A 23874-nucleotide genomic window follows, 5' to 3' on the forward strand; every position below is an offset into this window, starting at 1 on the left:
CGGGACTCGAAAAAATTACTGGTATAGGGAGGAAAGCATGTATCTTGGCCTCGATCTGGGCACGTCAGGCGTCAAGGCGCTGCTGATCGATGCCGGACAGACTGTCGTCGGCTCCGGCCATGCGTCACTCGACGTGTCGCGGCTGCACCCCGGCTGGTCCGAACAGAACCCCGCCGACTGGATCCGCGCCTGCGAAGAGGCGATCGCCGCGCTGAAGTCGTCTCATCCGGCGCAGCTCGCGGCGGTGAAAGGCATCGGCCTATCCGGCCACATGCATGGCGCCACCTTGCTCGATGCCGCCGACCAGGTGCTGCGGCCTTGCATCCTGTGGAACGATACACGCAGCCATGCCGAGGCAGCCAGGCTCGACGCCGACCCACGCTTCCGCAGCTTGACCGGCAACATCGTCTTTCCCGGCTTCACCGCGCCAAAACTCGCCTGGGTGAAGAACAACGAACCCGGCATCTTCGCCAGAGTGGCGAAGGTGCTCCTGCCCAAGGATTTCCTGCGGCTCTGGCTGTCCGGCGAGCACATGTCGGAAATGTCGGATTCGGCCGGCACCGCCTGGCTCGATGTCGGCCAGCGGCGCTGGTCTTCCGAATTGCTGGCCGCGACCTCTCTCGACGACAGACAGATGCCGTCGCTGGTCGAAGGCACCGACAAGGCTGGCGCATTGCGCGGTGAGCTTGCGTCGAAGTGGGGCATGCAGGCTGGCATTCCGATCGCGGGCGGCGCGGGCGACAATGCGGCCTCGGCCTGCGGCATGGGCACGGTGGGAGCTGGACATGCCTTTGTTTCGCTTGGCACCTCGGGCGTGCTGTTTGCGGCCAATGCCAGCTATCTGCCCAATCCGGCAAGTGCTGTCCACACGTTCTGTCACGCCCTGCCCGACACCTGGCACCAGATGGGTGTCGTCCTGTCGGCGACCGATTCGCTGAACTGGCTTTGCGAGATTACCGGCAAAAGTGCCGGCGAGTTGACCACGGAACTCGGCGACACGCTCAAGGCACCGAGCGGCGTTTCCTTCCTGCCCTATCTCTCGGGCGAGCGCACGCCCTACAACGACTCCGCCATTCGCGGCTCGTTCACCGGTCTGGCGCATGAATCGAGCCGCGCGGTGTTGACCCAGGCCGTGCTCGAGGGTGTTGCATTTGCCTTCCGCGACAGTCTCGAAGCCTTGGCCTTGGCCGGCACTGTTTTGACGCGGGTGACCGCGATCGGCGGCGGTTCGCGTTCGCGCTATTGGTTGAAGTCGATCGCCACCGCGCTGCAATTGCCTGTCGACATTCCCGCCGATGGCGATTTCGGTGCCGCCTTCGGCGCTGCAAGGCTTGGCCTGATCGCGGCGACCGGCGCCGATCCACTCAGCGTCTGCACCGCGCCCAGGACCGACGCGACAATCGAACCGGATACAGCACTTGGCGATGCCTATGCCGATGCCTATCAGCGCTACCGGGCGCTCTATCCGGCGATCAAGGGCGCCACGGCGTGACGCTCCTTCCGCCGCACGGCATCAGACAGCCGGGCGTGCACAGCCCGGCTGCCATGCCGACTACCCTATTGTGCCGGGATCTTGTCGAGAAAGCCGGTAACGCTCTTGAGGCGGCCGTTTTCGATGGTGCCGATATCGGTGCCTTCGATGACGGACTCCGTGCCTTCAGGTCCCAGATTCCAAGAGAAGCGGATTGTGTCGGCGAAGCCGTCCGGCGTTCCCTTCAGCGAAAACCGGAAGCCGGCAAAGCGCTGCTGCACGCCATCGATGAGCGCGGCGACGCCGGCATGGCCGTCACCCTGCATGAGCGGATCGCGGTAGCTGACGTCTTCGGTGAAGGTCGCCTTGAGCAAGGCTGCGCGGCGGTCCGCATCGCTCTCGTTCCAGGCGGTGATGTAGCCTTCGGCGATCTTGTTGAGGTCGGTCATGGTCTGTCTCCTTTGTTGGGCGGTTTTGACATGAGCCTTTTCGACCAGCGAAAGAACGAAACCAATTACGCCTGAGGTAATCAAGACGAATTACCTGAGGTAATCAGCGCGACACTTCGAGAGGAAAAAAACATGAGCAGCGGATTTTTCGGCGACATCAGCAAGATCAAATATGAAGGTCCGGATTCGACCAATCCGCTCGCCTATCGCTTCTACAATCCGGATGAAGTGGTGGCCGGCAAGCGGCTCGAAGACCACCTGCGCTTCGCCGTCGCCTACTGGCATTCCTTCGCCTGGCCGGGCGGTGATCCATTCGGCGGCCAGACCTTTGACCGGCCATGGTTTCCCAAGGCGGGCGGCACCGACACGATGGAGCTGGCCAAGCTCAAGGCCGATGTCGCCTTCGAGATGTTTTCCCTGCTCGGCGCGCCCTATTTCTGCTTCCACGACGCCGATGTACGCCCCGAAGGCAAGGATTTTTCCGAGAGCGCCGCGCGCCTTGATGAGATCGCGGACTATTTCGCCGCCAAGATGAAGAAGACCGGCGTCAAGCTGCTCTGGGGGACCGCCAACCTCTTCTCCAACCGCCGCTTCATGTCAGGCGCGGCCACCAATCCCGATCCGGATGTGTTCGCCTATGCGGCGGCGACGGTGAAGAGCTGCCTGGACGTCACCAAGCGGCTGAAAGGCGAGAATTATGTGCTGTGGGGCGGCCGCGAGGGTTATGAAACACTTCTCAACACCGATCTTGCCCGCGAGCAGGAGCAAGCCGGCCGCTTCCTCAACATGGTGGTCGACTACAAGCACAGGATCGGCTTCAAAGGCACGATCCTGATCGAGCCGAAGCCGCAGGAGCCGACCAAGCACCAATACGATTACGATGTCGCCACGGTCTATGGCTTCCTCAAGCGCTTCGGGCTGGAAAAGGAGGTCAAGCTCAACATCGAGCAGGGCCACGCGATCCTCGCCGGCCATTCCTTCGAGCATGAACTGGCGCTGGCCAATGCGCTCGGCATTTTCGGTTCGATCGACATGAACCGAAACGACTACCAGTCGGGCTGGGACACCGACCAGTTCCCCAACAACGTGCCTGAAATGGCGCTGGCCTATTATCAGGTTCTGCAGGCCGGCGGGTTCAAGACAGGCGGCACCAATTTCGATGCCAAGCTGCGCCGCCAGTCGCTCGATCCGCAGGATCTGCTGATCGGCCATATCGGCGGCATGGATTGCTGCGCTCGCGGCCTGAAGGCGGCAGCCCGCATGGTCGAGGACAAGGCGCTGTCCGCGCCGCTGGCCGAGCGCTACGCCGGCTGGAGCACAGCTGAAGGCAAGGCGATGCTCTCGGGCAAGCGCACGCTCGAGGACATTGCCGAGCGCGTGGTGAAGAAGAAGATCGAGCCGCAACCGCGCTCCGGCCGCCAGGAATTGCTGGAGAACATCGTCAACCGCTACGTCTGAAGCAGATCGCTGGACCGACATCCGCCGCGCTTGGCTGAAAGCCGCCGTGATCGCCGTTTGCTAGTCAGCTCTCCCAAGCGAGAGGAGACGGCCATGACGGAGATCACGGTGCGCAAGGCCCGGCAGAGCGATGTCGCGGCCCTGAAAAAGGTGCTGCAGGAGACGTTCGAAGGGACCTGGCTTCCCCACATCACTGCGGCGGCGGCACGGCGCTACGTCGAAACCAGCATTGGCGGTCGCTATGCCGATGAAAGCTGGCCGGATTTCTTCGTGGCCGAGATCGACGGCGGCATCGCCGGCCTGATCCACTGGCGCGATGATTTCATCGAGGCGCTGCATATCAGTGCCGGGCATCAAGGCCAGGGTGTCGGCCGCAGGCTGCTGTCGTATGCCGAACAGGCCATCGGTGCCGCCGGCTTCCCGCAGGCGCGGCTCGAAACCGACACGTTCAACGAGCGCGCACAGCATGTCTACAAGGCACTCGGCTATGTCGAAAAAGACCGCTATCCCGATGACGAATGGGACAGCGGCTTCACCACCGTGCTGTTCGAGAAGCGGCTGTAAACAGTCCGATCTGGCGTGGGGAATCGCTTACGCTCAAAGCCGGCTCCAACGACACGGTTTTGCCCTTGATCGCCCCTCAATGACCTCGCTCTTGCCTTCAAACAGCCGTCACGTAGCTCGTATAAGAAGGGCACGTGGCGGGTAGGAATAAGGAGGCGAACCGATATGCAGCACGAACGTGAAATCGACGCCCTGCTCTCACTCGGCGAGACCGGATCGATCATCGACAGGCTGATGGCGCTGCCGAGGAAATCCGACGATGCGAAAGTCCTGAACGAGTGGGATCGCGCGGTCAGCAACCGCTTCGAACTCCGGCTGGTCAAACAGATGCGCTCGCAGATCGACGGCGGCGACCGTCAAGACGCGGCTTGATTCGACCCTGAAAACTAGAGCGGTTCATCGTTTCACGGAAACGCCGACACGCTCTATACCTTTGTTTTTACGCAATTCCGGCCGGAAAACCGTGTCACACTTTTCCTGGAATTGCTCTATCCCCGGCGCAGCCTGACCGGCGCTTCGCCAAAAGCTCGGGAAAAAGCTCTCGAAAATGCCGCGGCGGACGAAAATCCCGTCCGCCCGGCGATATCAGCCATCGCCACCCTGGTATCGACAACCAGCCGGCGTGCCGCGCCCAGACGCAGCCTGAGATAATAGGCGCCCGGCGTCTCGCCGATCGATTTGCGAAAGATGCTCTCCAGCGTTCGCGCCGTCACGCCGGCGCGTTTGGCGACGGCGGCGATGGTCAGCGGCTGGTCGACATGCGATTCCATCAAGCGGATGGCTTGCGCCAGGCGCGGATCGAAGCCGTCAAGCCGGCCAAGCGAGACCAGCGGTTGCGCGTCGGTGGCGGCGCGCGCCTGGTCGTAGATGAACACGCTCGCCACATCGAGCGCCACCGCCATGCCGAGGCGCGTGCGAATCAGGTGCAACATCAGATCGAACGTCGGCGAAGCGCCGCCCGAGGTGAAGACCGGCCCGTCGATGACATAGCGGTCCGGACGAACGTCGACGCCGGGAAAGGCGGAAGAGAAATCCTCCATGTCTTCCCAATGGGTGGTGGCGCTGCGCCCTTCCAGCAAGCCCGCGCGCGCCACCAGCCAGGTGCCGGCCTCGACACCGCCGCAGGCGCGCGCCGTCCGCGCAGCGCGACGCAGGCCGGAAAGCAGCGCCGATGTGGCATAGTTCTGGGTACCGAAACCGGCGACGACAACCAGAACGTCGGTCTGATCATCTGGATCGAAGCGGCCGCTCACCGCCACCGGCAGGCCGCAGGTGGTGACCGCCGCGTCCCCGGTGACCGAGACCAGCTTGAAGTCGAACAAGGTCTCGCCAGAAATGCGGTTGGCGGCACGCAAGGGATCGACGGCCGAGGCCACGCACATGATCGATGAGCCGGAAAACACCAGCAGTGTGACCTTCAGCGGCGCACGTTCAGAACGAAAGATTGTCAGTTTTTCGCTTTTTATCATATCACCTTCGTAAAACGCAAAACAGTTTCCGGCAAGTCAGGCATTCTTGGCCCACAGTCTGTTCTGGGAGGATTTCGATGCCGCTAGCGATGAACCGTGAGGTTTTCATTACCTGTGCCGTGACCGGCTCGGGCGGATCGCAGGATCGCAGCCCGCATGTGCCGCGCTCGCCCAAGCAGATCGCCGATTCGGCCATCGATGCGGCCAAGGCGGGTGCCGCCATCGTCCACTGCCATGTGCGCGACCCCGAAACCGGCAAGCCCAGGCGCGACGTGCACCTCTACCGCGAGGTGACCGAGCGTATCCGCGAGGCGGAAGTCGACGTCATCCTGAACCTGACCGCCGGCATGGGTGGCGACATGGTGTTCGGTTCGCCCGAGACGCCGCTGCCGCTCAACGAAAGGGGCACCGACATGGGCGGTGCCACCAACCGCATGGAACATGTGCGCCAGTGCCTGCCGGAAATCTGCACGCTCGATTGCGGTACGATGAATTTCGCCGAAGCCGACTATGTCATGACCAACACGCCCGGCATGCTGCGCGCCATGGGCGGCATGATGACGGCACTGGGCGTCAAGCCGGAGATCGAGGCCTTCGACACCGGCCATTTGTGGTTCGCCAAGCAACTGGTCGAGGAGAAGGTGCTGAACCCGGACGCATTGGTGCAGCTCTGCATGGGCGTGCCGTGGGGTGCGCCCGACGACCTCAACACCTTCATGGCCATGGTCAACAATGTGCCGTCGACATGGAACTGGTCGGCCTTTGCCATCGGCCGCAACCAGATGGCCTACGCGGCTGCAGCCGTGCTGGCCGGCGGCAACGTCCGCGTCGGGCTGGAAGACAATCTCTGGCTGGACAAGGGCGTGCTGGCGACCAACGCGCAGTTGGTCGAACGCGCCGCCAGCATCGTCACCAATCTGGGCGCCCGGATCATCGGGCCGGAAGAAGTGCGCAAGAAGCTCAACCTGACGAAACGCGCGCCAATCGCGGCATGAACTGAACACAGTCCGGGAGGTCGGCATGACAACGGTCAAGTTCACCGCGATGAAAGATGGCGACAGGGACGACTACGCGTTTCTGACCGCCCATGAGACCGACTATGCCGCCAGGACCGGCGAACGGCTGCTCAATGCGCTGGTGCAGCTCGACGAAGGCCTGTCCGGCTACAAGATCACCCGGCTCGGCCATTCGCTGCAGGCGGCGACGCGTGCCTGGCGCGATGGCGCCGACGCCGACTGGATCGCTTGCGCCGTGCTGCATGACATCGGCGACATCTACGCACCCTACAATCACGACGAATACGCCGCTTCGATCCTGAAGCCCTTCGTGCGCGAGCAATGCACCTGGGTGGTGGAGAAGCATGGCGACTTCCAGCGCCTCTATTATGCGCATCATCTCGGCGGCAACCGGCACGCGCGCGACCGCTTCGCCGGCCACGCCTATTTCGACGACTGCGACCAGTTCTGCGAACGCTGGGACCAGTCGAGCTTCGACCCGGACTACGACACGCTGCCGATCGAATTCTTCAGGCCCTTCGTCATCGACGTCTTTGCCCGCAAGGCCTACGACCCACAGGTGATCCGCGCCGGCGAGCGCGTGCCTCTCATCGATCCCCAAACAGCCAAAGCAAGAACCGGAGCGTCCGCATGAGCATCATCAACAAGGCTGCCGCCATTGGTGGCGGTGTCATCGGCGCCGGCTGGGTCGCGCGGCTTCTGCTGAACGGCATCGACGTGTCGATCTTCGATCCCGATCCGGAGGCGTCGCGCAAAGTCAGCGAAGTGATGAAGGGCGCGCGCCGCGCTTACAAGCAAATGGTTCCGGGTGGCCTGCCGAAGGAAGGCAAGCTCACCTTTGCCAAGACCATCGCCGAGGCCGTGGTGGACGCCGATTTCATCCAGGAGAGCGTGCCGGAACGGCTCGACCTCAAGCATCGCGTGCTGGCCGAGATCGATACACACGCACCGGCGAACGCCATTATCGGTTCGTCCACCTCCGGCATCAAGCCGACCGACATGCAGGTGGCGATGAAGAAGCATCCGGAGCGGCTGGTCGTCGGCCATCCATTCAATCCCGTCTATCTCCTGCCGTTGGTCGAGATTGTCGGCGGCGACCAGACCTTCCCCGAGGCAATCGAGGTCGCCAAGGAAATCTATGCCTCGATCGGCATGAAGCCGGTTGTCATCCGCAAGGAGATCGAGGCTTTCGTCGGCGACCGCCTGCTCGAAGCGGCCTGGCGCGAGGCACTGTGGCTGATCAAGGACGGCATCTGCACGGTCGAGGAGCTCGACGACATCATGCGCTACGGCTTCGGCCTGCGCTGGGCGCAGATGGGCATGTTCCAGGTTTACCGCGTCGCCGGCGGCGAAGCCGGCATGCGCCACTTCATGGCGCAGTTCGGGCCTTGCCTGCAATGGCCGTGGACCAAGCTGACCGACGTGCCGGAATTCAATGACGAGCTGGTCGACCTGATCGCCACGCAGTCGGATGACCAGGCGCATGGCCTGTCGATCCGCGAGTTGGAAAAGATCCGCGACGACAATCTGGTCGCCATCATGGACGCGCTGTCGAAGCAGAACAAAGGCAAGGGTTGGGGCGCCGGCGCCTTGCACAAGGACTATACCAGGCAGCTGGCCAAGCTGGCGGCGAAGAAGCCGACCGCTTCCAAGTCGGCTGAGAAGGCTAAGGCCGGCAAGCCAGTGAAGAAAGCCGAGAAGAAAAAGAGCGGCAAGAAGAAGGGCTGAGGCGATGGATTTCGGTCTTTCGGAGGAACAGAAGCTTATCGTCGAGACAACGCGGGCGTTCGTCGAGAACGAGCTTTACCCGCATGAGCGCGAGGTGGAGCGCACCGGCGTGCTGCGCCGCGAGCTGATCGAGGAGATCAAGGCCAAGGCGATCGTGGCCGGGCTCTATGCCGCCAACATGCCGGCCGATGTCGGTGGCGCGGGCCTCGATACGGTGACCTGGCTGCTCTACGAGAAGGAGCTTGGCCGCGCCAACTACGCGCTGCACTGGACCTGCGTGGCGCGGCCTTCCAACATCCTGCTGGCCGGCACACCGGAGCAGCGCGAGAAGTATCTGTTCCCCTGCATTCGCGGCGAGAAATGGGACTGCCTGGCGATGACCGAGCCAGGCGCCGGCTCCGACCTGCGCGGCATGAAGGCGACCGCGGTTCAGGACGGCGACGACTGGGTGCTGAACGGCACCAAGCATTTCATCAGCCATGCCGACCTTGCCGACTTCGCCATCGTCTTCATGGCCTCAGGCGAAGAGGAGGCTCCGCGCGGCAAGCGCAAGAAGATCACCGCCTTCTTCGTCGACAAGGGCACCAAGGGTTTCACGGTGCGCGACGGCTACCGCAACGTCTCGCATCGCGGCTATACCAACGCCATTCTCGAGTTCGATGATTGCCGGCTGCCTTCAAGCCAGGTTCTGGGCGAGGTTCACAAGGGTTTTGACGTCGCCAATTCGTGGCTCGGCGCCACCCGCCTGCAGGTCGGCGCCACCTGTCTGGGCCGCGCCGAGCGCGCGCTTGGCCATGCGGTCGAATACGCCGCGCAGCGCCAGCAGTTCGGCCAGCAGATCGGCAAGTTCCAGGGCGTGTCGTTCAAGCTCGCCGATATGGCGACAGAACTGAAGGCCGCCGACCTGATGGTGTTCGAAGCCGGGTGGAAGTACGATCAAGGCACCGTCACCGATCAGGACATGGCCATGGCCAAGCTGAAGGCCACCGAAATGCTCGCTTTCGTCGCCGATGAGGCGATCCAGATCCATGGCGGCATGGGCCTGATGGACGACCTGCCGCTGGAGCGCATCTGGAGAGACGCCCGCGTCGAGCGCATCTGGGAAGGCACGTCGGAAATCCAGCGCCACATCATTTCACGGGCGCTGCTGCGCCCGTTCGGAGCCTGATAATGCACAAGCTTGAGCGCCTTCTGAGGCCAAAATCGATCGCCGTGTTCGGTGGCGCACAGGCCGCCGCCGTTGTCGCGCAGTCGATCAAGATGGGCTTTGCCGGCGATATCTGGCCGGTGCACCCGACCAAGGACGAGGTTGCCGGACGCAAGGCCTATCGGTCGGTGGCCGACCTGCCCGGCGCGCCCGACGCCGCCTTTGTCGGCGTCAACCGGCATTTGACCATCGAGGTGATCAAGGCCCTTGCCGAGCGCGGCGCCGGCGGCGCGGTGTGCTTTGCCGCCGGCTTCCTGGAAACCGAAGCCTATGACGACGACGGCGAACGGCTGCAGGCCGAACTGGTTGCAGCGGCCGGCGCGATGCCGATCATCGGGCCAAACTGCTATGGCCTGATCAACTATGCCGATGGCGCGCTGTTGTGGCCCGACCAGCATGGCGGCATCCGGCTGGCCGAGGGTGGCCGCGGCGTCGCCATCATCACCCAGTCGTCCAACATCGCCATCAACATGACGATGCAGAAGCGCGGCCTGCCGATCGCCTACCTGATGACCGCCGGAAACCAGGCGCAGACCGGCCTGTCGGAAATGGCGCTTGGCCTGATCGAAGACGAACGCGTCACCTCGCTTGGCCTGCATATCGAAGCCTTCGATTCGGTAGCCGGCTTCGAGAAGCTGGCGGCCCGCGCGCGCGAATTGAAGAAACCGATCATCGCCATGAAGGTCGGCCGCTCCGAACAGGCGCGGCAAGCCACCGTTTCGCACACGGCTTCGCTCGCCGGCTCGGACGCGGCGTCAGGGGCTTTCCTGAGGCGGCTGGGCATTGCCCGTGTCGATTCCATTCCGGCGTTCATCGAGGCGCTGAAGCTTTTGCATATCACCGGACCCTTGCCCGGCTACCGCCTGTCATCGATGAGCTGTTCAGGCGGCGAAGCCTCCGTGATGGCCGATAGCGCCGAAGGCCGTTGGGTCAATTTCCCTGTGCTGACCGACACGCACCGCGCGCATGTCAAATCGACACTCGGGCCGCTGGTCGCGGTCGCCAACCCGCTCGACTACCACACGTTCATCTGGAACAACGAACCGGCGATGACCGCGACCTTCACCGCCATGGTGTCGGGCGGCTTCGACCTCAACATGCTGGTGCTCGACTTCCCGCGGCCCGACCGCTGCTCGGACACCGACTGGTGGGCGACGCTGCGCGCCTTCGAGTCGGCGCTGAAGACCAACAAGGCGCAGGGCGCTATCGTGTCCTCGCTGCCGGAAAACCTGCCGGAGGAATACACCGCCGGGCTGATGGCGCGCGGCATGGTACCGTTATTCGGCATTTCCGAGGCAATGGATGCCGCCGGGGCGGCAGCCTTCATCGGCTGGGCGTGGGCTGAACCGCAGGCGCAACCGGTCGACACGTCCGCTTCCGGCGCGCCCGATGGCAACCACATCACCCCTGATGAGGCCGAAGCGAAGGCAAGGCTCATCAAGGCCGGCCTGCCGGTGCCGAAAGGCGAGCGTGCCGGCAATGCTGTCGAGGCTGTGATTTCGTCAATGGCGCTCGGCTTTCCCGTGGCGCTCAAGGCGCTCGGCGTCACCCATAAATCCGAGGTCGGTGCTGTCAGGCTCAATCTCAGGGACGCCGAATCCGTCAGCACGGCAGCGCATGATCTGCTGCCGCTCGGCAGCGGCCTTTACGTCGAGCGCATGGTGCGCGACGGTGTCGCCGAGCTGATCGTCGGCTTCACCCGCGACCCGATGTTCGGCGCCGTGATGACACTGGGTACCGGCGGCGTGCTGGTCGAGCTTTTGCGCGACAGCGTCACGCTGATGCTGCCGGCAACGCGCGACGACATCGAGGCGGCATTGCGTGGTCTCAAACTGTTCCCGCTTCTCGAAGGCTATCGCGGCCGGCCGAAAGCCGACGTTGCTGCCGCCATCGAGGCAATATCAGGCATTGCCGCTTTCGTGCAGGCAAATGCCGGCGAGATCGAGGAACTCGATATCAACCCGCTGATCGTCTGCAGCGAGGGCAAGGGCGCCTGGATTGCCGACGCGCTGCTGGTGCTTGGGGAGAAGAAGAATGTCTGATGTCATTTCGACCCGCACCGAGGGTTCTATCCTCGAGGTCACGCTCGACCGGCCGAAGGCCAACGCCATTGACCTCAAGACGTCGCGGCTGCTGGGCGAAACCTTCAAGGCATTCCGAGACAACCCCGAGCTACGCGTCTGTATCGTCAAGACCGCCGGCGACAAGTTCTTCTGTGCCGGCTGGGACCTGAAAGCGGCAGCCGGCGGCGACGCGGTTGACGGCGACTATGGCGTCGGCGGCTTCGCGGGGCTGCAGGAACTGCGCGACCTGAACAAACCTGTCATCGCCTGCGTCAACGGCATGGCGGTGGGTGGCGGCTTCGAACTGGCGCTGTCCTGCGACCTCATCTACGCCTCGGATCATTCCTCCTTCGCGCTGCCTGAAATCCGCGCCGGCACGCTGGCCGACGCGGCGACGATCAAGCTGCCGAAGCGCATTCCCTACCATGTCGCGATGGACCTTCTGCTGACCGGCCGCTGGATGGATGTCGCCGAGGCGCATCGCTGGGGCCTGGTCAACGAAGTGCTGCCCAAGGAGAAGCTAGAGGACCGCGTCTGGGAGATTGCCCGGCTGCTGGCTGGCGGCCCGCCGCTGGTGTTTGCCGCAATCAAGGAGACGGCGCGGGTGGCTGAATCCCTGACCTTCCAGGATGCCATGAACAAGGTGACGCGCCGGCAACTGCCGACGGTCGACGCGCTCTACGGCTCCGAGGACAATATGGAAGGTTTTCGCGCTTTTGCCGAGAAGCGCGATCCGGTGTGGAAGGGCAAGTGAGCGGCTCGCCCATGACCGACTACACGAAGCTGATCGATGCCGAGACCTGGGCCTTCATCGAGCGGACCAATTCCTACTACCCGCCCGACACGATCGACTACACGATCGAGCAGCAGCGCGGCATCTATGACCGTATGTGCCGGGAATTCTTTGCCGGCTACCCAAATGGCGTGACGGCGCAGACCACGGCCATTGCAACGCCCACGCACGACATCCCGATCCGTATCTATCGAAGTGTGCCGCAAGCTGCCGTGATAGTGCTCTATTTTCATGGTGGCGGCTTCATTCTCGGTGGGCTGGACAGCCATGACGATGTCTGCGCCGAGCTTTGCGCCCGCACCGGCCATGAGGTGGTCTCCGTCGACTACCGGCTGGCGCCGGAACACCTCCATCCTGCCGCCTTCGATGATGTGATGAGCGCTTTCGAATGGGCTACGAAAACTTATGAATGCCCGATCCTGCTCTGCGGCGACAGTGCCGGCGGCAATCTGGCCGCCGCCGTCAGCCACGCGGCACGCGGCCATGCGCGCAAGCCCATCGGCCAGGTGCTTATCTACCCCGGCCTTGGCGGTGACCGCACCCAGGGTTCGTACGTGACGCATGCCGAGGCGCCGATGCTGACGATGCGCGACCTCGAATTCTACAAGCACATCCGCACCGGCGGCCAGGAGTGGAATAGCGACGCGACGCTGGCCCCGCTCGCCGACACGAATTTCGCCGGTCTGCCGCCGACCGTGCTGATCACCGCGCAATGCGACCCGCTGTCATCGGACGGCGAGACCTATCGCGACCGCCTCTCCGCTGCCGGCGGCCGGGCGACCTGGCACGAGGAGCCAGGACTGGTGCATGGCTATCTCAGGGCCCGGCATACCGTTAACCGCGCCCGCGCCAGCTTCACCCGCATTGTCGATGCGGTGACCGCTCTCGGAAAGGGCGATTGGGTCTGGTAGGGCCTTCTCCCGCCGCATGAAACAATAACGGAAGAATGCGGTGCCTATGCATCGCCGGCCAACCACAAAGCCAGAGAACAGTTCTGATCTCTGTGGTGTCGGTCATTGCGATCCGTCTTCGACAAGAAGGCGCCCGGAAGATTCCAGCCCCAAATCGCAAGCCGTGTAATGCAGGCGCAATGCAAAGCACGCAGAGCAGGTTGGAGCGGGAACCAGTACAGGGAAACAGCTGTCATCATGAACAGGTTTGGAAGCGCATTGGCGCTCCTTCTTTGCGCCGGCACGCTCAGTGCGTGCGTCGACACGGATGACTATCGCGATCGTCCGCGGCACGAGCGCGACTGGCGAGATCGTGACCACCGCCCGGACAGGCCGTGGCGGCCTGATAGACCATGGCGTCCGGACAGACCCGATCGCCCAGACTGGCCTGATCGGCCGGATAGGCCGGATCGTCCCGGGTGTGGTGGACCTGCAATCGATTGTGCGCCCCGGCCGGACACGCAACCGGGTGGGCCGGATTGTCTTGGCGGACCGGCGACAACGCCCTCGCCCGATTGTATAGAGCCGCGCCGTCCACGGCGGCTGGATCCGTAACGAGAGTTAGCCAGCCAGCCCTCGTGCTACGCCACCGAACGGGACGCCGCCCTCCCGGCGCCGCGACCCGAGAAGATACAACCGCCAAGAAATGTGCCTTCCAGGGCGGCATAGCCGTGCACGCCACCGCCGCCGAAGCCAGCGGCTTCGCCAACGGCGTAGAGGCCCGGGACCGGCTGGCCCTTGGCGTCCAGAACGCGGCTGTCGAGATCGGTATGCAGGCCGCCAAGCGTCTTGCGCGTCAGGATGTTGAGCCGTACCGCGATCAGCGGGCCGTTGGCGGGGTCGAGCATCTTGTGCGGCTTGGCGGTGCGGATCAGCCGGTCGCCGAGATAGGCGCGGGCCCCGCGCAAGGCGGTGATCTGCATGTCCTTGGAGAAGGGATTGTCAAGTTGCCGGTCACGGGCGCGGATTTCGCGCTCGACCTGTTCCAGCTCGAGCAGCGGTTCGCCACCCGCCAGGGCATTCATGCGGGCAACCAGATCAGGCAGATTGGCCTCGACGATGAAATCCTCGCCCTTCTCCATGAACGCTTTGACAGGACCGGGAATGCCCGATGTGGCGCGGCCGAGCACCTGGCGCCAGCTCTTGCCGGTCAGATCAGGGTTCTGCTCGGAGCCCGACAGCGCGAACTCCTTCTGGATGATTTTTTTGGTCAGGATGAACCAGGAATAGTCGAAGCCGGTGCGCATGATGTGGCTGAGCGTGCTCAGCGTGTCGAAGCCCGGATAGAGCGGCACCGGCAGGCGGTTGCCGCGCGCATCGAGCCATAGCGACGATGGGCCGGGAAGGATGCGGATGCCATGCCTGGTCCAGATCGGCGCCCAGTTCTTGATGCCTTCGACATAGTGCCACATGCGGTCGCGGTTGATGATCGAGCCGCCCGCCTGTTCCGAGATCGCCAGCATGCGGCCATCGACATGGTCGGGAACGCCGGTGATCATGTTCTGGGGCGGCGCACCCAGCCGCTGCGGCCAGTTTTTGCGCACCAGCTCCGGGTTGGCGCCTATACCGCCGGAGGCGACGATCACCGCTTGCGCTTTCAGTTCGAAATCACTTGAAATGTCGCGCGAGCTCTTTTGGCCGCGTTCGATAGTGCTTGGCTGCAGGATGTCGCCGCGCACGCCGTCGACGGTGGCTCCGGTACGGGTCAGTTCGTTGACGCGGTGGCGGAACTTGAAGCGGATCAAGCCTTGCTTCTCCGCCTCGCGGACACGCTGGACGAAAGGCTCGAGCACGCCGGGTCCGGTGCCCCAGGTGATGTGGAAACGCGGCACCGAGTTGCCGTGGCCAATGGCATTGCCGCCGCCACGCTCGGCCCAGCCAACCACGGGAAAGAACTTCATGCCGCGCTGCATCAGCCAGGCGCGTTTTTCGCCGGCGGCGAAACCGACATAGGCTTCCGCCCACTTTCGTGGCCAGAAATCCTCAGGCCGATCGAAGGCGGCGGTGCCCATCCAGTCCTGCAGCGCCAGATCGTGCGAGTCGCGAATGCGCATGCGCCGCTGTTCGGGCGAATCGACAAGGAAAAGGCCACCAAGCGACCAGAACGCCTGGCCGCCGAGTGACTGTTCGGGCTCCTGCTCGACGATGATGACCTTCTTGCCGGCCTCGGCAAGCTCAGCCGCGGCAACCAGACCGGCAAGGCCGGCACCGACAATGATCACATCCGCATCGTCAGCCATCTTTTGCTCCAGTTAGCCAGCTAAATATTAGACGTTCTCCCAGCCGCCCGTATCGCCAGCGCGGAAGATGGCGTCGATGACCTTCTGGTTGAGTACGGATTCTTCCAGAGTGAAGACGCGCTCCTTGCCGCCTTGTGCCGCGCGCGCGAACGTCTCGACTTCAAGCCGGTATTGCTGGGTGCCGGGAAAGCGGAACGCCTGCGCCTCGGTGTGGTTCTGGTTGTGCAGTTCGACGCGGTGATGGTCATAGAGTCCGGCATTGAAGGGCGAAAACACTTCGATGAAGCCCTTTTCGCCGTGGAACACCATGACCTGCCGCGCCGCCATCTGCGTCGAAAGATAGAAGGACAGTTCGAAATCCCCGAAATCGGCGCGGATCGAGGAATAGATGTCGGTGCCGAATTTCTTGTCGCGCTCGATGGTCGCCTGCACGCGCAACGGCTCCTTGCCGGTCGAAAACCGCGTCGAAACGGTCGGATAGACACCGATGTCGGGCAGTGCGCCGCCGCCGAGGTCGAGCTGGTTGCGCATGTTGTTGGGGTCGACATTGTAATAGGAGAAGGCGCCCTGGACATGCCGCAGCCGGCCGATGGCGCCGCTGGCAATGAGGTCTCGCACCTTGATCCATTGCGGGTGATAGATGACCATGAAGGCCTCGCAGACCAACACCTTCCTGGCATCGCGCAGCTTGATGAGCGGCAGGATATCCTTGGCGTCGAGGGCCAGCGGCTTCTCAACGAGGACATGCTTTCCCGCCTCGATCGCCTTGGCAGTCCATTCGACATGCTGCGAGGTTGGCAGCGGAATGTAGACGCCGTCGACTTCGCTGGAGGCGAGCAGTTCCTCGTAGGAGCCGAAGGCATGGCGCGCGCCAAAACGGTCGGCCAATGCGCGGGCTTTCGACAGGTCCCGGCTGGCGATCGCCGACAGCACCCCATTCTCCGCCTCGACCATTGCCGGCAACAGATGCTCCCGCCCGATCTTGGCCGTCGACAACACACCCCATCGGAACATCCGGCTTCTCCATCTCGGTTACAGGCAACGAGGTTTGCCCGAAATCGGTGGAAAAGCCAATCAGCGCATGCAGGGATCTAGCCCCGCTTGCCAGTGAGCGTCATGTCGAAGTCGACGATGTTGGGATAGATCGGCGTGCCGACGCCCATGCCGTAGCGTGAGCGGAGGAACCTTGCCGGTGATGCCTGTCCGGCTTTCGTCCGCTCAAACACTCACCTTGAAGAAATCGACGAATGCGCGCAGTGCCGGCCGCATCTGGCGGCGGCTGGGATAGTAGACGAAGAACCCCTCGAAGGACGGACACCAGTCCTCCAGCACGCGGACCAGCCTGCCATCCGCAATTGCCGTGGCGACATAATCCTCGAACAGGAAGGCAATGCCGGCGCCATCGAGCGCGGCATTGGCGACCAGATGATCTTCGTCGAGGATCAGCGGCCCATGCACCGGCAGCTCAATCTCCTCGCCATCCTTCTCGAACTCCCAATGATAGAGAACCCCGCTGGAGAACCGGAAGCGGATGCAGCGATGCTGAAGCAGATCGCGCGGATGGCGCGGCCTGGGCATGGCGTTGAAATAGGATGGTGTGGCGACAACGGCGCCGCGAATGTCTGGGCCGATGCGCACCGCGATCATGTCGCGCTGCAAGCTTTCACCCAGCCGGACGCCGGCATCGAAGCCGCCTTCGACGACATCGGTGAAGCGATCCTCGATGACGATCTCCAGCACGATATCGGGATAGGCGGAGGCAAAGGCGCCAAGCCGCGGCGTCAGCGCCAGATGAGCCGCGGTGCGCGGCACTGTCAGCCTGAGATTGCCGGCCGGCCGGTCGCGCGACTCGATTGCCGCTTCCAGCGCGAGGTCGATCTCGGAGAGCGCCGGCCGCAGCCGCTCCAGCAATTGCGCGCCTTCCTCGGTCGGCGCGACGCTGCGCGTGTTGCGCGACAACAGGCGAACGCCGAGACGCGCCTCGAGGCTGGAGACCGCGTGACTGACCGCCGAAGGAGCGATGCCGAGTTCCCTTGCCGCGCCGCGAAAGCTGCCGCTCTGCGCAACAGCGGCGAGCACGGCGAGTTGCGGGAGATGGCTGCGGGTCATTGATCTATCTTTTAGAACGGGCCGTGCAGAAGTGAGCAGATTATAGAACAAGTGGCAAGGCGCTATCTCTGCCGCATCACAACAAGGAGACGCGCGATGTTTACCCGCAAGCTTGGACCTGAATTGAATGTCTACCCCGTCGGCCTCGGCTGCATGGGCATGAGTTTCGCCTATGGCGGCCAGGCCGAGGCCGACGCGATCGCCACACTGCACCGCGCCGTGGAGATTGGCGTCAACTTCTTCGATACGGCGGAAGTCTACGGCCCCTACGAAAACGAAATCCTGCTCGGCAAGGCGCTGAAGCCGGTGCGCGACAAGGTGACGATCGCCACCAAGTTCGGCTTCAAGATTCAGGAAGAAGGCACCGGCATCGAGCGCATGGTCGGCGTCGACAGCCGGCCGGAGCACGTCAAGGCGGTGGCGGAGGCCTCGCTGAAGCGGCTGGATACCGATGTCATCGATCTCTACTACCAGCATCGTGTCGACCCGAACGTGCCGATCGAGGATACGGTCGGTGCCATGGCCGAACTGGTGCGCGAAGGCAAGGTGCGGGCGCTGGGCCTCTCCGAGGCGAGTGCGGCCACCATTCGGCGGGCACACGCGGTCCATCCGATATCCGCTGTCCAGAGCGAGTATTCGCTGTGGAGCCGCGACCCGGAGAACGAAGTGTTGGCCGTCTGCCGCGAGCTTGGCATTGGCTTCGTGCCTTACAGTCCGCTTGGCCGCGGCCTTTTGACCGGCACGATCGCCAAGCCCGAGGCTCTTGATGACGGCGACTGGCGCCGCGGCTTGCCACGCTTCCAGGCTGACGCCATGGCCGCCAACGCCAGGGTGATCGCGACGCTGGAGGCACTCGCCACTGAAAAGGGCGTCACCTCTGCCCAGCTGGCGCTGGCGTGGGTGCTGCATCAGGGCGACTTCATTGTTCCGATCCCGGGTGCCCGCAAGGTCCGTCACCTCGAACAGAACGCAGCGGCGGCCATGATCGAGCTGAGCGCGGCCGAAGTCACTTCCATCGGCGATGCGCTGTCACCCGACAAGGTTGTCGGCAAGCGTTACAATCAGGGCGAGCTGGCACTGGTCAACGGCTGAACATCACGAACCCAGGATCAGAAGGGGCGCTTCGGCGTCCCTTTTTCATGCGCCGGCTTACCAGGGCAAAACCGATATCTCCGGCCAGTTGGCCTTCGCGCGGCTGCCCTTGGCTTCATGGGTGCGCTGATTGTCCATCATCTTGTTCGGCGTGATGCGGAACGAGAAAATGTCATCCAGGCCGAATGGCGCCACGAGATCTGGCTGACCATCAGCATCAAAGCGAAGACCGACCGCGTGCGTTTTTGAGGCGAAATAACCGACCGATTCACTGGCGTTGGTGTAGCGCGGGCACGGCTGCCCGAATTTCCGCGGATACCAGAGATGAACGCGGGCCTGGTTGCGGATTTCGACCGGCAGCGGCAGGCCGGCAAAGACCGGGGCGGCCCCGGCAATCACCCGGTCCTCGGCCTCGTAGGACAGGTCCGTGTCGTCGAAATAGAACAGGTCGACATCCTTGATACCGTAGCCGGATGGCTTGCCGGCCAGGTGGTTCCAGACGCTGTTGTAGAGCACCCCGGAAACCACCAGCCAATCCGGCAAGGCAAGGCGCCGCGCACCGGCCAGCGCCTCACGGACCAGCGGATCGGCCAGCACGATGTCGAGAAACGCAGCACGCTGCGTTTCGCAGGAGAGCCCGGAATAGCGCAGATGGTCCATCCCCCTTTGGAGGGCGATTCGCCACCTGCCCGCAATCCGTAGTTCTTATGCTTTAGCCGCGCAGCACGCCGCCCGTCTGCTTGCCGACGTTCTCGGTAATGCGCTTGGCCAAAGCCTCGAAATCCTCGTCGGTCAGCGTCTTCTCGATCGGCTGGATCGACACTTCGATGGCGATCGACTTCTTGCCCTCACCAAGCGACGCACCCTCGAAAATATCGAAGACCGCGACGGCTGATATCAGCTTCTTGTCGGCGGCAAGGGCGGCGCGCACCAGCGTACCGGCCTCGACCGTCTTGTCGACGACAAAGGCGAAGTCGCGCTTCACCGCCTGGAACGCCGAGAGTTCGAGCTTCGGCTTGGTCTTCGTCGGCTTGGCCTTGGCTTCCGGCACGGCATCGACAAACACCTCGAAGCCGCAGAGCGGCCCCGAGACATCCAGCCCTTCCAGCGTCTTCGGATGGAATTCGCCGAACGTGCCGAGGATGACTTTTGGTCCCAGCTTGATCGTGCCGGAGCGGCCGGGATGATACCAGGCTGGTCCGCCCGCTTCGATCTGCAGCCGGTCGACCGGTGCGCCGCAGGCTTCAAGTGCCGCGATCGCGTCCGCCTTGGCGTCGAACACACCGACCGGCCCGGAATTGCCCGCCCAGTTGCGGCCCGAGCCGTCGAGCTTGGCGGTGCCGCGCCGCACGCCGGCGGCAACGCGCCGCTGCTGGTCGGCGCCGTCGCCTTCATAGGTGCCGGAGACCTCGAACAGCGCGACGTCGCCAATGCCCTTGTCGGCATTGCGCTGGGCAGCCGCGATCAGGCCCGGCAGCAGCGACGGCCGCATGTCGGACATGTCGGCGGCGATCGGGTTGGCGAGCTTCAGCGCCGTCTGGCCGCCACCGAACAGTTCAGCGTGCTTGGCCGGGATGAAGGACCAGGTGACGGCCTCCATCATGCCGCGCACGGCGAGCGCGCGCTTGGCGGTACGGGTGCGCACCTGCAGCGTGGTCAGGATCCTGGCGTTGACCGCGTCATGCGCACCGAGCGGCTGCGGCACGATGTTGTCGACACCGTGGATGCGCATCACTTCCTCGACCAGGTCGGCCTTGCCGTCGACATCGGGACGCCAGGACGGCACGGCTACATCGATGATATCTCCCGCCCCTTGCGGCTTGAAGCCGAGGCGCGACAGGATATCGAGGCTTTCGGTCTTCGGCACTTCGATGCCGGTCAACCGCTTCACTTCCGACACCGGGAAGGAGACGATCTTGGGCTGGTGGCCGGCATAGCCGACGACTTCGGTATCCGTTGGCGTGCCGCCGCAGAACTCCAGCACCAGTTTGGTTGCCAGTTCGACTCCCGGAACCATCATGTCCGGATCGACGCCACGCTCGAACCGGTAGCGGGCGTCAGTGATGATGCCGAGCGTCCGGCCGGTGCGGGCGGTTGTGATCGGATCCCAGAGGGCGGATTCGATCAGCACATCCGTGGTGTTCTCGTCGCAGCCAGAATGCTCGCCACCCATGACGCCGGCGATAGATTCCACACCATTGTCATCCGATATGGCGCACATGTCAGGCGTGAGCGTGTATTCGCGGCCATCAAGCGCCAGCACCTTTTCGCCTTCGCGGGCACGGCGCACGACGAGATCGCCGGCAACCTTCTTCGCGTCAAAGACATGCAGCGGCCGGCCGCGATCGAAGGTGACGTAGTTGGTGATGTCGACCAGCGCGCTGATTGGCCGAAGGCCAATGGCGATCAGCCGCTGCTGCAGCCATTTCGGCGACGGGCCATTCTTGACGCCCTTGACCAGCCGCAACGCGAAACCGGGGCAGAGCTCCGGCGCTTCGATCGTCACTTTGACCGGGGTTGCACCCTGGCCTGGTATCGCTTCGATCGGCGCGGTCTTCAACGTGCCAAGCCCGCTCGCAGCGAGATCGCGGGCGATGCCGTGAACGCTGGTGGCATCCGGCCGGTTCGGCGTCAGGTTGATCTCGATCAGCGGGTCGTCGAGATGGGCATAGGCGGCATAGCTGGTGCCGACCGGTGCGTCCGCAGGCAGGTCGATGATGCCGTCATGCTCGTCCGACAGTTCGAGTTCACGCTCGGAACACATCATGCCATGGCTTTCGACGCCACGTATCTTGCCGACCGTCAGGGTCACGTCGATGCCGGGGACATAGGCGCCGGGCGCCGCGAAGGCACCGATCAGGCCAGCCCGCGCATTAGGGGCGCCGCAGACCACCTGGATTGGCGCCTTGCCGTCGCCGGTATCGACCATCAGCACGCGCAGGCGGTCGGCATCGGGATGCTGGACCGCCGTCAGCACCTTGGCGATGACGAAGGGCTTCAGGTTCGACTTGTCATCGACATGCTCGACCTCGAGGCCGATCGATGTCAGCCGCTCGACGATCTCGTTGAGCGAGGCGTCGGTCTCAAGATGGTCCTTGAGCCAGGAGAGGGTGAATTTCATGACTGTGTTCCGTCTGGTCTTTGTTCGCTGGCGGGCCTGGGCACGCTGGTCTTCAAATGGCGGGGCAGCGCGTCCGCGATGGTCAGGAAGGGCAGCTGTTCGCTCACATAGGCATGGTGCGTCGGTGGGAAGTCGGCGGGCACGTCCATGGCGCCGAGCATGAAGTAGATGTCGTCTTCCAGCCGCTCGTCGACATAGGCAATCGGCGAACCGCAGATGCCGCAAAACGAGCGCGTCACCGCGCCATTCTCGAACATCTTCAGCGCCTTGCCGGTGAAGGCCACCTGGCCAGCCATGAAGCCGACAAAGGCCGATACCGGCGCGCCACTGGCCCGCCGGCAATCGCCGCAATGGCAATAGCTGACGTGATGCGGTTCGGCCGAGGCCTCGAACCGCACGGCGCCACAGCGGCAGCCGCCGGCATGGGCAGCTGTCATGCGCTCAGGCCTCCGAACAGGGTCGGCATGTCGAGCGGCCGGAAGCCATAATGCGACAGCCAGCGCACGTCGGCATCGAAGAAGGCGCGCAGGTCCGGCATGCCGTATTTCAGCATGGCGATGCGGTCGATGCCCATGCCCCAGGCAAAGCCCTGGTACTCGTCGGGATCGAGCCCGCCGGCCTTCAGCACGTTGGGATGCACCATGCCGCAGCCGAGGATCTCCATCCAGTCGGAGCCTTCGCCGAAGCGCACTTCCCCCGGCCGCGAACGGTCGCACTGGATGTCGACCTCGAGACTTGGCTCGGTGAACGGGAAGAAGGATGGGCGAAAGCGCATCTTGACTTGCGGCACTTCGAAGAAGGCCTTGCAGAACTCCTCCAGCACCCACTTCATGTTGGCGACATTGGCCGTCTTGTCGATCACCAGCCCCTCGACCTGATGGAACATCGGCGAGTGGGTGGCGTCCGAATCCTGCCGGTAGGTCTTGCCCGGAATGACGATGCGGATCGGCGGCTTCTTGGTCTCCATGGTGCGGATCTGCACAGGCGAGGTGTGGGTGCGCAAAAGCTTGCGCTCGCCCTTCTCGTCCGGCTGGAAGAAGAAGGTGTCGTGCATCTCGCGGGCCGGATGGCCCTCGGGGAAGTTCAGCGCGGTGAAATTGTAATAGTCGGTCTCGACGTCGGGGCCCTCGGCGATCGAGAAGCCGAGATCGCCGAAGATCGCCGCGATCTCGTCGATGACCTGGCTGATCGGATGGATGCGGCCACGCTCGGCCGGCGACTGCCGCACCGGCAAGGTCACGTCGACCTTCTCGGCGACCAGCCGAGCGGTGATCGCGACATCGCGGAGTTCGGACCGGCGCGATGTCAGCGCATCGGTGACCCGGTTCTTCAGGCCGTTGATGGCAGGACCCTTGGCCTGACGCTCCTCGGCGCTCATCGAACCGAGCGTCTTCAGCATCTCGGAAACCGAGCCCTTTTTGCCCAGTGCGGCGACGCGCACCGCCTCGATCGACTGTTCGTCGGCGGCCGACGCGATGTCAGCCATCAGGGAATTTTCAAGCGTTTCAAGGCCAGTGGTTGCGTCGTTCACGGTCAAACTCGCTACGTTGGAAAATCCACGCTAACGTGAAAGTCACGTTAAACGTGATATTCGGCATAAGAAAACCCGCGCCAGCCGTGCCAGCGCGGGTTCCCCAAATCAGAATTTCGAATGCTTGGGAAGCGCTGGTCGTTAAGCGACAGCGCTTTCAAAAGCGTTCGGGGTGGTGTTCTTAAGATATTCAAGCGCAACCTTGGCCTTGGCGACCAGAGCGGCGAAAGCCTGCGGCTCGTGGATGGCCATGTCCGACAGGATCTTGCGGTCAATCTCGATGCCAGACTTGTTGAGGCCGTCAATGAAGCGGCCATAGGTCAGGCCGTGTTCGTGGGTCGCGGCGTTGATGCGCTGGATCCACAGCGCGCGGAACGAGCGCTTGCGGTTCTTGCGGTCGCGATAAGCGTACTGCAGCGACTTTTCCACCGCCTGCTTGGCGATGCGGATGGTGTTCTTGCGACGGCCGTAGAAACCCTTAGCGGCTTTCAGGACCTTCTTGTGCTTGGCGTGCGAGGTGACGCCTCTCTTTACGCGTGCCATGTCATGATCTCCTTAAAAGCAATTCCAGGTGCCTAGCGGTCTTCCGTTCGGAATTGCGTAAAACAAATGC

General features: G+C 63.5%; 22 protein-coding genes and 1 pseudogene. 12 read left to right on the forward strand and 11 right to left on the reverse strand.

What is annotated here, in order from left to right:
• The first annotated feature begins 37 nt into the window (after window positions 1-37).
• Complete coding sequence (gene xylB / locus GA829_RS02085; RefSeq protein ID WP_195176936.1) at window positions 38-1492, forward strand: xylulokinase; 1455 nt, start codon at window positions 38-40, stop codon at window positions 1490-1492.
• Window positions 1493-1557: 65 nt separating this feature from the next.
• On the opposite strand, the gene GA829_RS02090 is transcribed toward xylB, so the two are convergent.
• Window positions 1558-1920, reverse strand: a complete 363-nt coding sequence (locus tag GA829_RS02090; protein WP_195176937.1) for a nuclear transport factor 2 family protein — start codon at window positions 1918-1920, stop codon at window positions 1558-1560.
• Window positions 1921-2052: 132 nt separating this feature from the next.
• Between GA829_RS02090 and xylA the strand changes: the two genes are divergently transcribed.
• From xylA to GA829_RS02105, 3 genes are all read left to right on the forward strand, one after another.
• Window positions 2053-3378, forward strand: a complete 1326-nt coding sequence (gene xylA, locus GA829_RS02095) for a xylose isomerase (protein ID WP_195176938.1) — start codon at window positions 2053-2055, stop codon at window positions 3376-3378.
• A gap of 93 nt (window positions 3379-3471) precedes the next feature.
• Window positions 3472-3942 (forward strand): GNAT family N-acetyltransferase, encoded by a 471-nt coding sequence (locus GA829_RS02100; RefSeq protein ID WP_195176939.1) that lies wholly within the window; start codon window positions 3472-3474, stop codon window positions 3940-3942.
• A gap of 165 nt (window positions 3943-4107) precedes the next feature.
• On the forward strand, window positions 4108-4314 hold the full coding sequence (locus GA829_RS02105; RefSeq protein WP_195176940.1) for a hypothetical protein: 207 nt from the start codon (window positions 4108-4110) through the stop codon (window positions 4312-4314).
• A 116-nt stretch (window positions 4315-4430) separates the two neighbouring features.
• Here GA829_RS02105 and GA829_RS02110 read toward each other — a convergent pair whose 3' ends face one another.
• Window positions 4431-5411 carry a GlxA family transcriptional regulator gene (locus GA829_RS02110; protein WP_195176941.1) on the reverse strand — a complete coding sequence of 327 codons (981 nt, stop codon included), beginning with the start codon at window positions 5409-5411 and terminating at the stop codon, window positions 4431-4433.
• A 77-nt stretch (window positions 5412-5488) separates the two neighbouring features.
• Here GA829_RS02110 and bcoG point away from each other — a divergent pair, with 77 nt between their 5' ends.
• From bcoG to GA829_RS02145, 7 genes are read left to right on the forward strand one after another with little or no spacing between them, the layout of a single operon-like run.
• Window positions 5489-6406, forward strand: coding sequence for a 3-dehydrocarnitine:acetyl-CoA trimethylamine transferase BcoG (gene bcoG, locus GA829_RS02115; protein WP_195176942.1), 918 nt, complete (start codon window positions 5489-5491; stop codon window positions 6404-6406).
• 25 nt (window positions 6407-6431) lie between these two features.
• The gene (locus tag GA829_RS02120) at window positions 6432-7061 is read left to right on the forward strand and encodes an HD domain-containing protein (RefSeq protein ID WP_195176943.1); all 630 of its coding nucleotides are present in this window, start codon (window positions 6432-6434) and stop codon (window positions 7059-7061) included.
• Window positions 7058-8155 carry a carnitine 3-dehydrogenase gene (locus tag GA829_RS02125; RefSeq protein ID WP_195176944.1) on the forward strand — a complete coding sequence of 366 codons (1098 nt, stop codon included), beginning with the start codon at window positions 7058-7060 and terminating at the stop codon, window positions 8153-8155. Before GA829_RS02120 ends, GA829_RS02125 begins: the two co-directional genes overlap by 4 nt.
• A 4-nt stretch (window positions 8156-8159) precedes the next feature.
• Window positions 8160-9323 (forward strand): acyl-CoA dehydrogenase family protein, encoded by a 1164-nt coding sequence (locus GA829_RS02130; protein ID WP_195176945.1) that lies wholly within the window; start codon window positions 8160-8162, stop codon window positions 9321-9323.
• Window positions 9324-9325: 2 nt separating this feature from the next.
• Window positions 9326-11404 carry an acetate--CoA ligase family protein gene (locus tag GA829_RS02135; protein WP_195176946.1) on the forward strand — a complete coding sequence of 693 codons (2079 nt, stop codon included), beginning with the start codon at window positions 9326-9328 and terminating at the stop codon, window positions 11402-11404.
• Complete coding sequence (locus tag GA829_RS02140) at window positions 11397-12179, forward strand: carnitinyl-CoA dehydratase (RefSeq protein WP_195176947.1); 783 nt, start codon at window positions 11397-11399, stop codon at window positions 12177-12179. The genes GA829_RS02135 and GA829_RS02140 overlap by 8 nt, the downstream gene beginning before the upstream one ends.
• Before the next feature lie 11 nt (window positions 12180-12190).
• A complete protein-coding gene (locus GA829_RS02145) occupies window positions 12191-13129 on the forward strand; it encodes an alpha/beta hydrolase (RefSeq protein ID WP_195179490.1) in 939 nt (312 codons plus the stop codon).
• A 620-nt stretch (window positions 13130-13749) separates the two neighbouring features.
• On the opposite strand, the gene GA829_RS02150 is transcribed toward GA829_RS02145, so the two are convergent.
• The 4 genes and pseudogenes from GA829_RS02150 to GA829_RS02165 all read right to left on the reverse strand — a co-directional run bounded on the left by GA829_RS02150 (window position 13750) and on the right by GA829_RS02165 (window position 17517).
• Window positions 13750-15408, reverse strand: a complete 1659-nt coding sequence (locus GA829_RS02150) for an FAD-binding dehydrogenase (RefSeq protein WP_195176948.1) — start codon at window positions 15406-15408, stop codon at window positions 13750-13752.
• Window positions 15409-15435: 27 nt separating this feature from the next.
• Window positions 15436-16422 carry a Gfo/Idh/MocA family protein gene (locus GA829_RS02155; protein WP_195176949.1) on the reverse strand — a complete coding sequence of 329 codons (987 nt, stop codon included), beginning with the start codon at window positions 16420-16422 and terminating at the stop codon, window positions 15436-15438.
• 77 nt (window positions 16423-16499) lie between these two features.
• A pseudogene (locus GA829_RS02160) lies at window positions 16500-16595 on the reverse strand (YceI family protein); the annotation flags it as partial.
• Between the two features lie 31 nt (window positions 16596-16626).
• Window positions 16627-17517, reverse strand: a complete 891-nt coding sequence (locus tag GA829_RS02165) for a LysR family transcriptional regulator (RefSeq protein ID WP_195176950.1) — start codon at window positions 17515-17517, stop codon at window positions 16627-16629.
• Between the two features lie 96 nt (window positions 17518-17613).
• Between GA829_RS02165 and GA829_RS02170 the strand changes: the two genes are divergently transcribed.
• On the forward strand, window positions 17614-18609 hold the full coding sequence (locus tag GA829_RS02170; protein ID WP_195176951.1) for an aldo/keto reductase: 996 nt from the start codon (window positions 17614-17616) through the stop codon (window positions 18607-18609).
• Window positions 18610-18666: 57 nt separating this feature from the next.
• Here GA829_RS02170 and GA829_RS02175 read toward each other — a convergent pair whose 3' ends face one another.
• The 5 genes from GA829_RS02175 to rplT all read right to left on the reverse strand — a co-directional run bounded on the left by GA829_RS02175 (window position 18667) and on the right by rplT (window position 23804).
• Window positions 18667-19269: a nucleotidyltransferase family protein gene (locus GA829_RS02175; protein WP_195176952.1), complete on the reverse strand. Its 603-nt coding sequence runs from the start codon at window positions 19267-19269 to the stop codon at window positions 18667-18669.
• Between the two features lie 52 nt (window positions 19270-19321).
• Window positions 19322-21730 carry a phenylalanine--tRNA ligase subunit beta gene (gene pheT / locus GA829_RS02180; RefSeq protein ID WP_195176953.1) on the reverse strand — a complete coding sequence of 803 codons (2409 nt, stop codon included), beginning with the start codon at window positions 21728-21730 and terminating at the stop codon, window positions 19322-19324.
• Window positions 21727-22167 carry a GFA family protein gene (locus GA829_RS02185; RefSeq protein WP_195176954.1) on the reverse strand — a complete coding sequence of 147 codons (441 nt, stop codon included), beginning with the start codon at window positions 22165-22167 and terminating at the stop codon, window positions 21727-21729. The genes pheT and GA829_RS02185 overlap by 4 nt, the downstream gene beginning before the upstream one ends.
• Window positions 22164-23216 carry a phenylalanine--tRNA ligase subunit alpha gene (gene pheS, locus GA829_RS02190; protein WP_219738834.1) on the reverse strand — a complete coding sequence of 351 codons (1053 nt, stop codon included), beginning with the start codon at window positions 23214-23216 and terminating at the stop codon, window positions 22164-22166. Before pheS ends, GA829_RS02185 begins: the two co-directional genes overlap by 4 nt.
• Window positions 23217-23402: 186 nt before the next feature.
• A complete protein-coding gene (gene rplT / locus GA829_RS02195; RefSeq protein ID WP_013528310.1) occupies window positions 23403-23804 on the reverse strand; it encodes a 50S ribosomal protein L20 in 402 nt (133 codons plus the stop codon).
• Window positions 23805-23874 lie beyond the last annotated feature (70 nt).

The sequence above is a fragment of the Mesorhizobium sp. INR15 genome (assembly GCF_015500075.1).
In the GTDB taxonomy this organism is placed as follows: Bacteria; Pseudomonadota; Alphaproteobacteria; order Rhizobiales; family Rhizobiaceae; genus Mesorhizobium.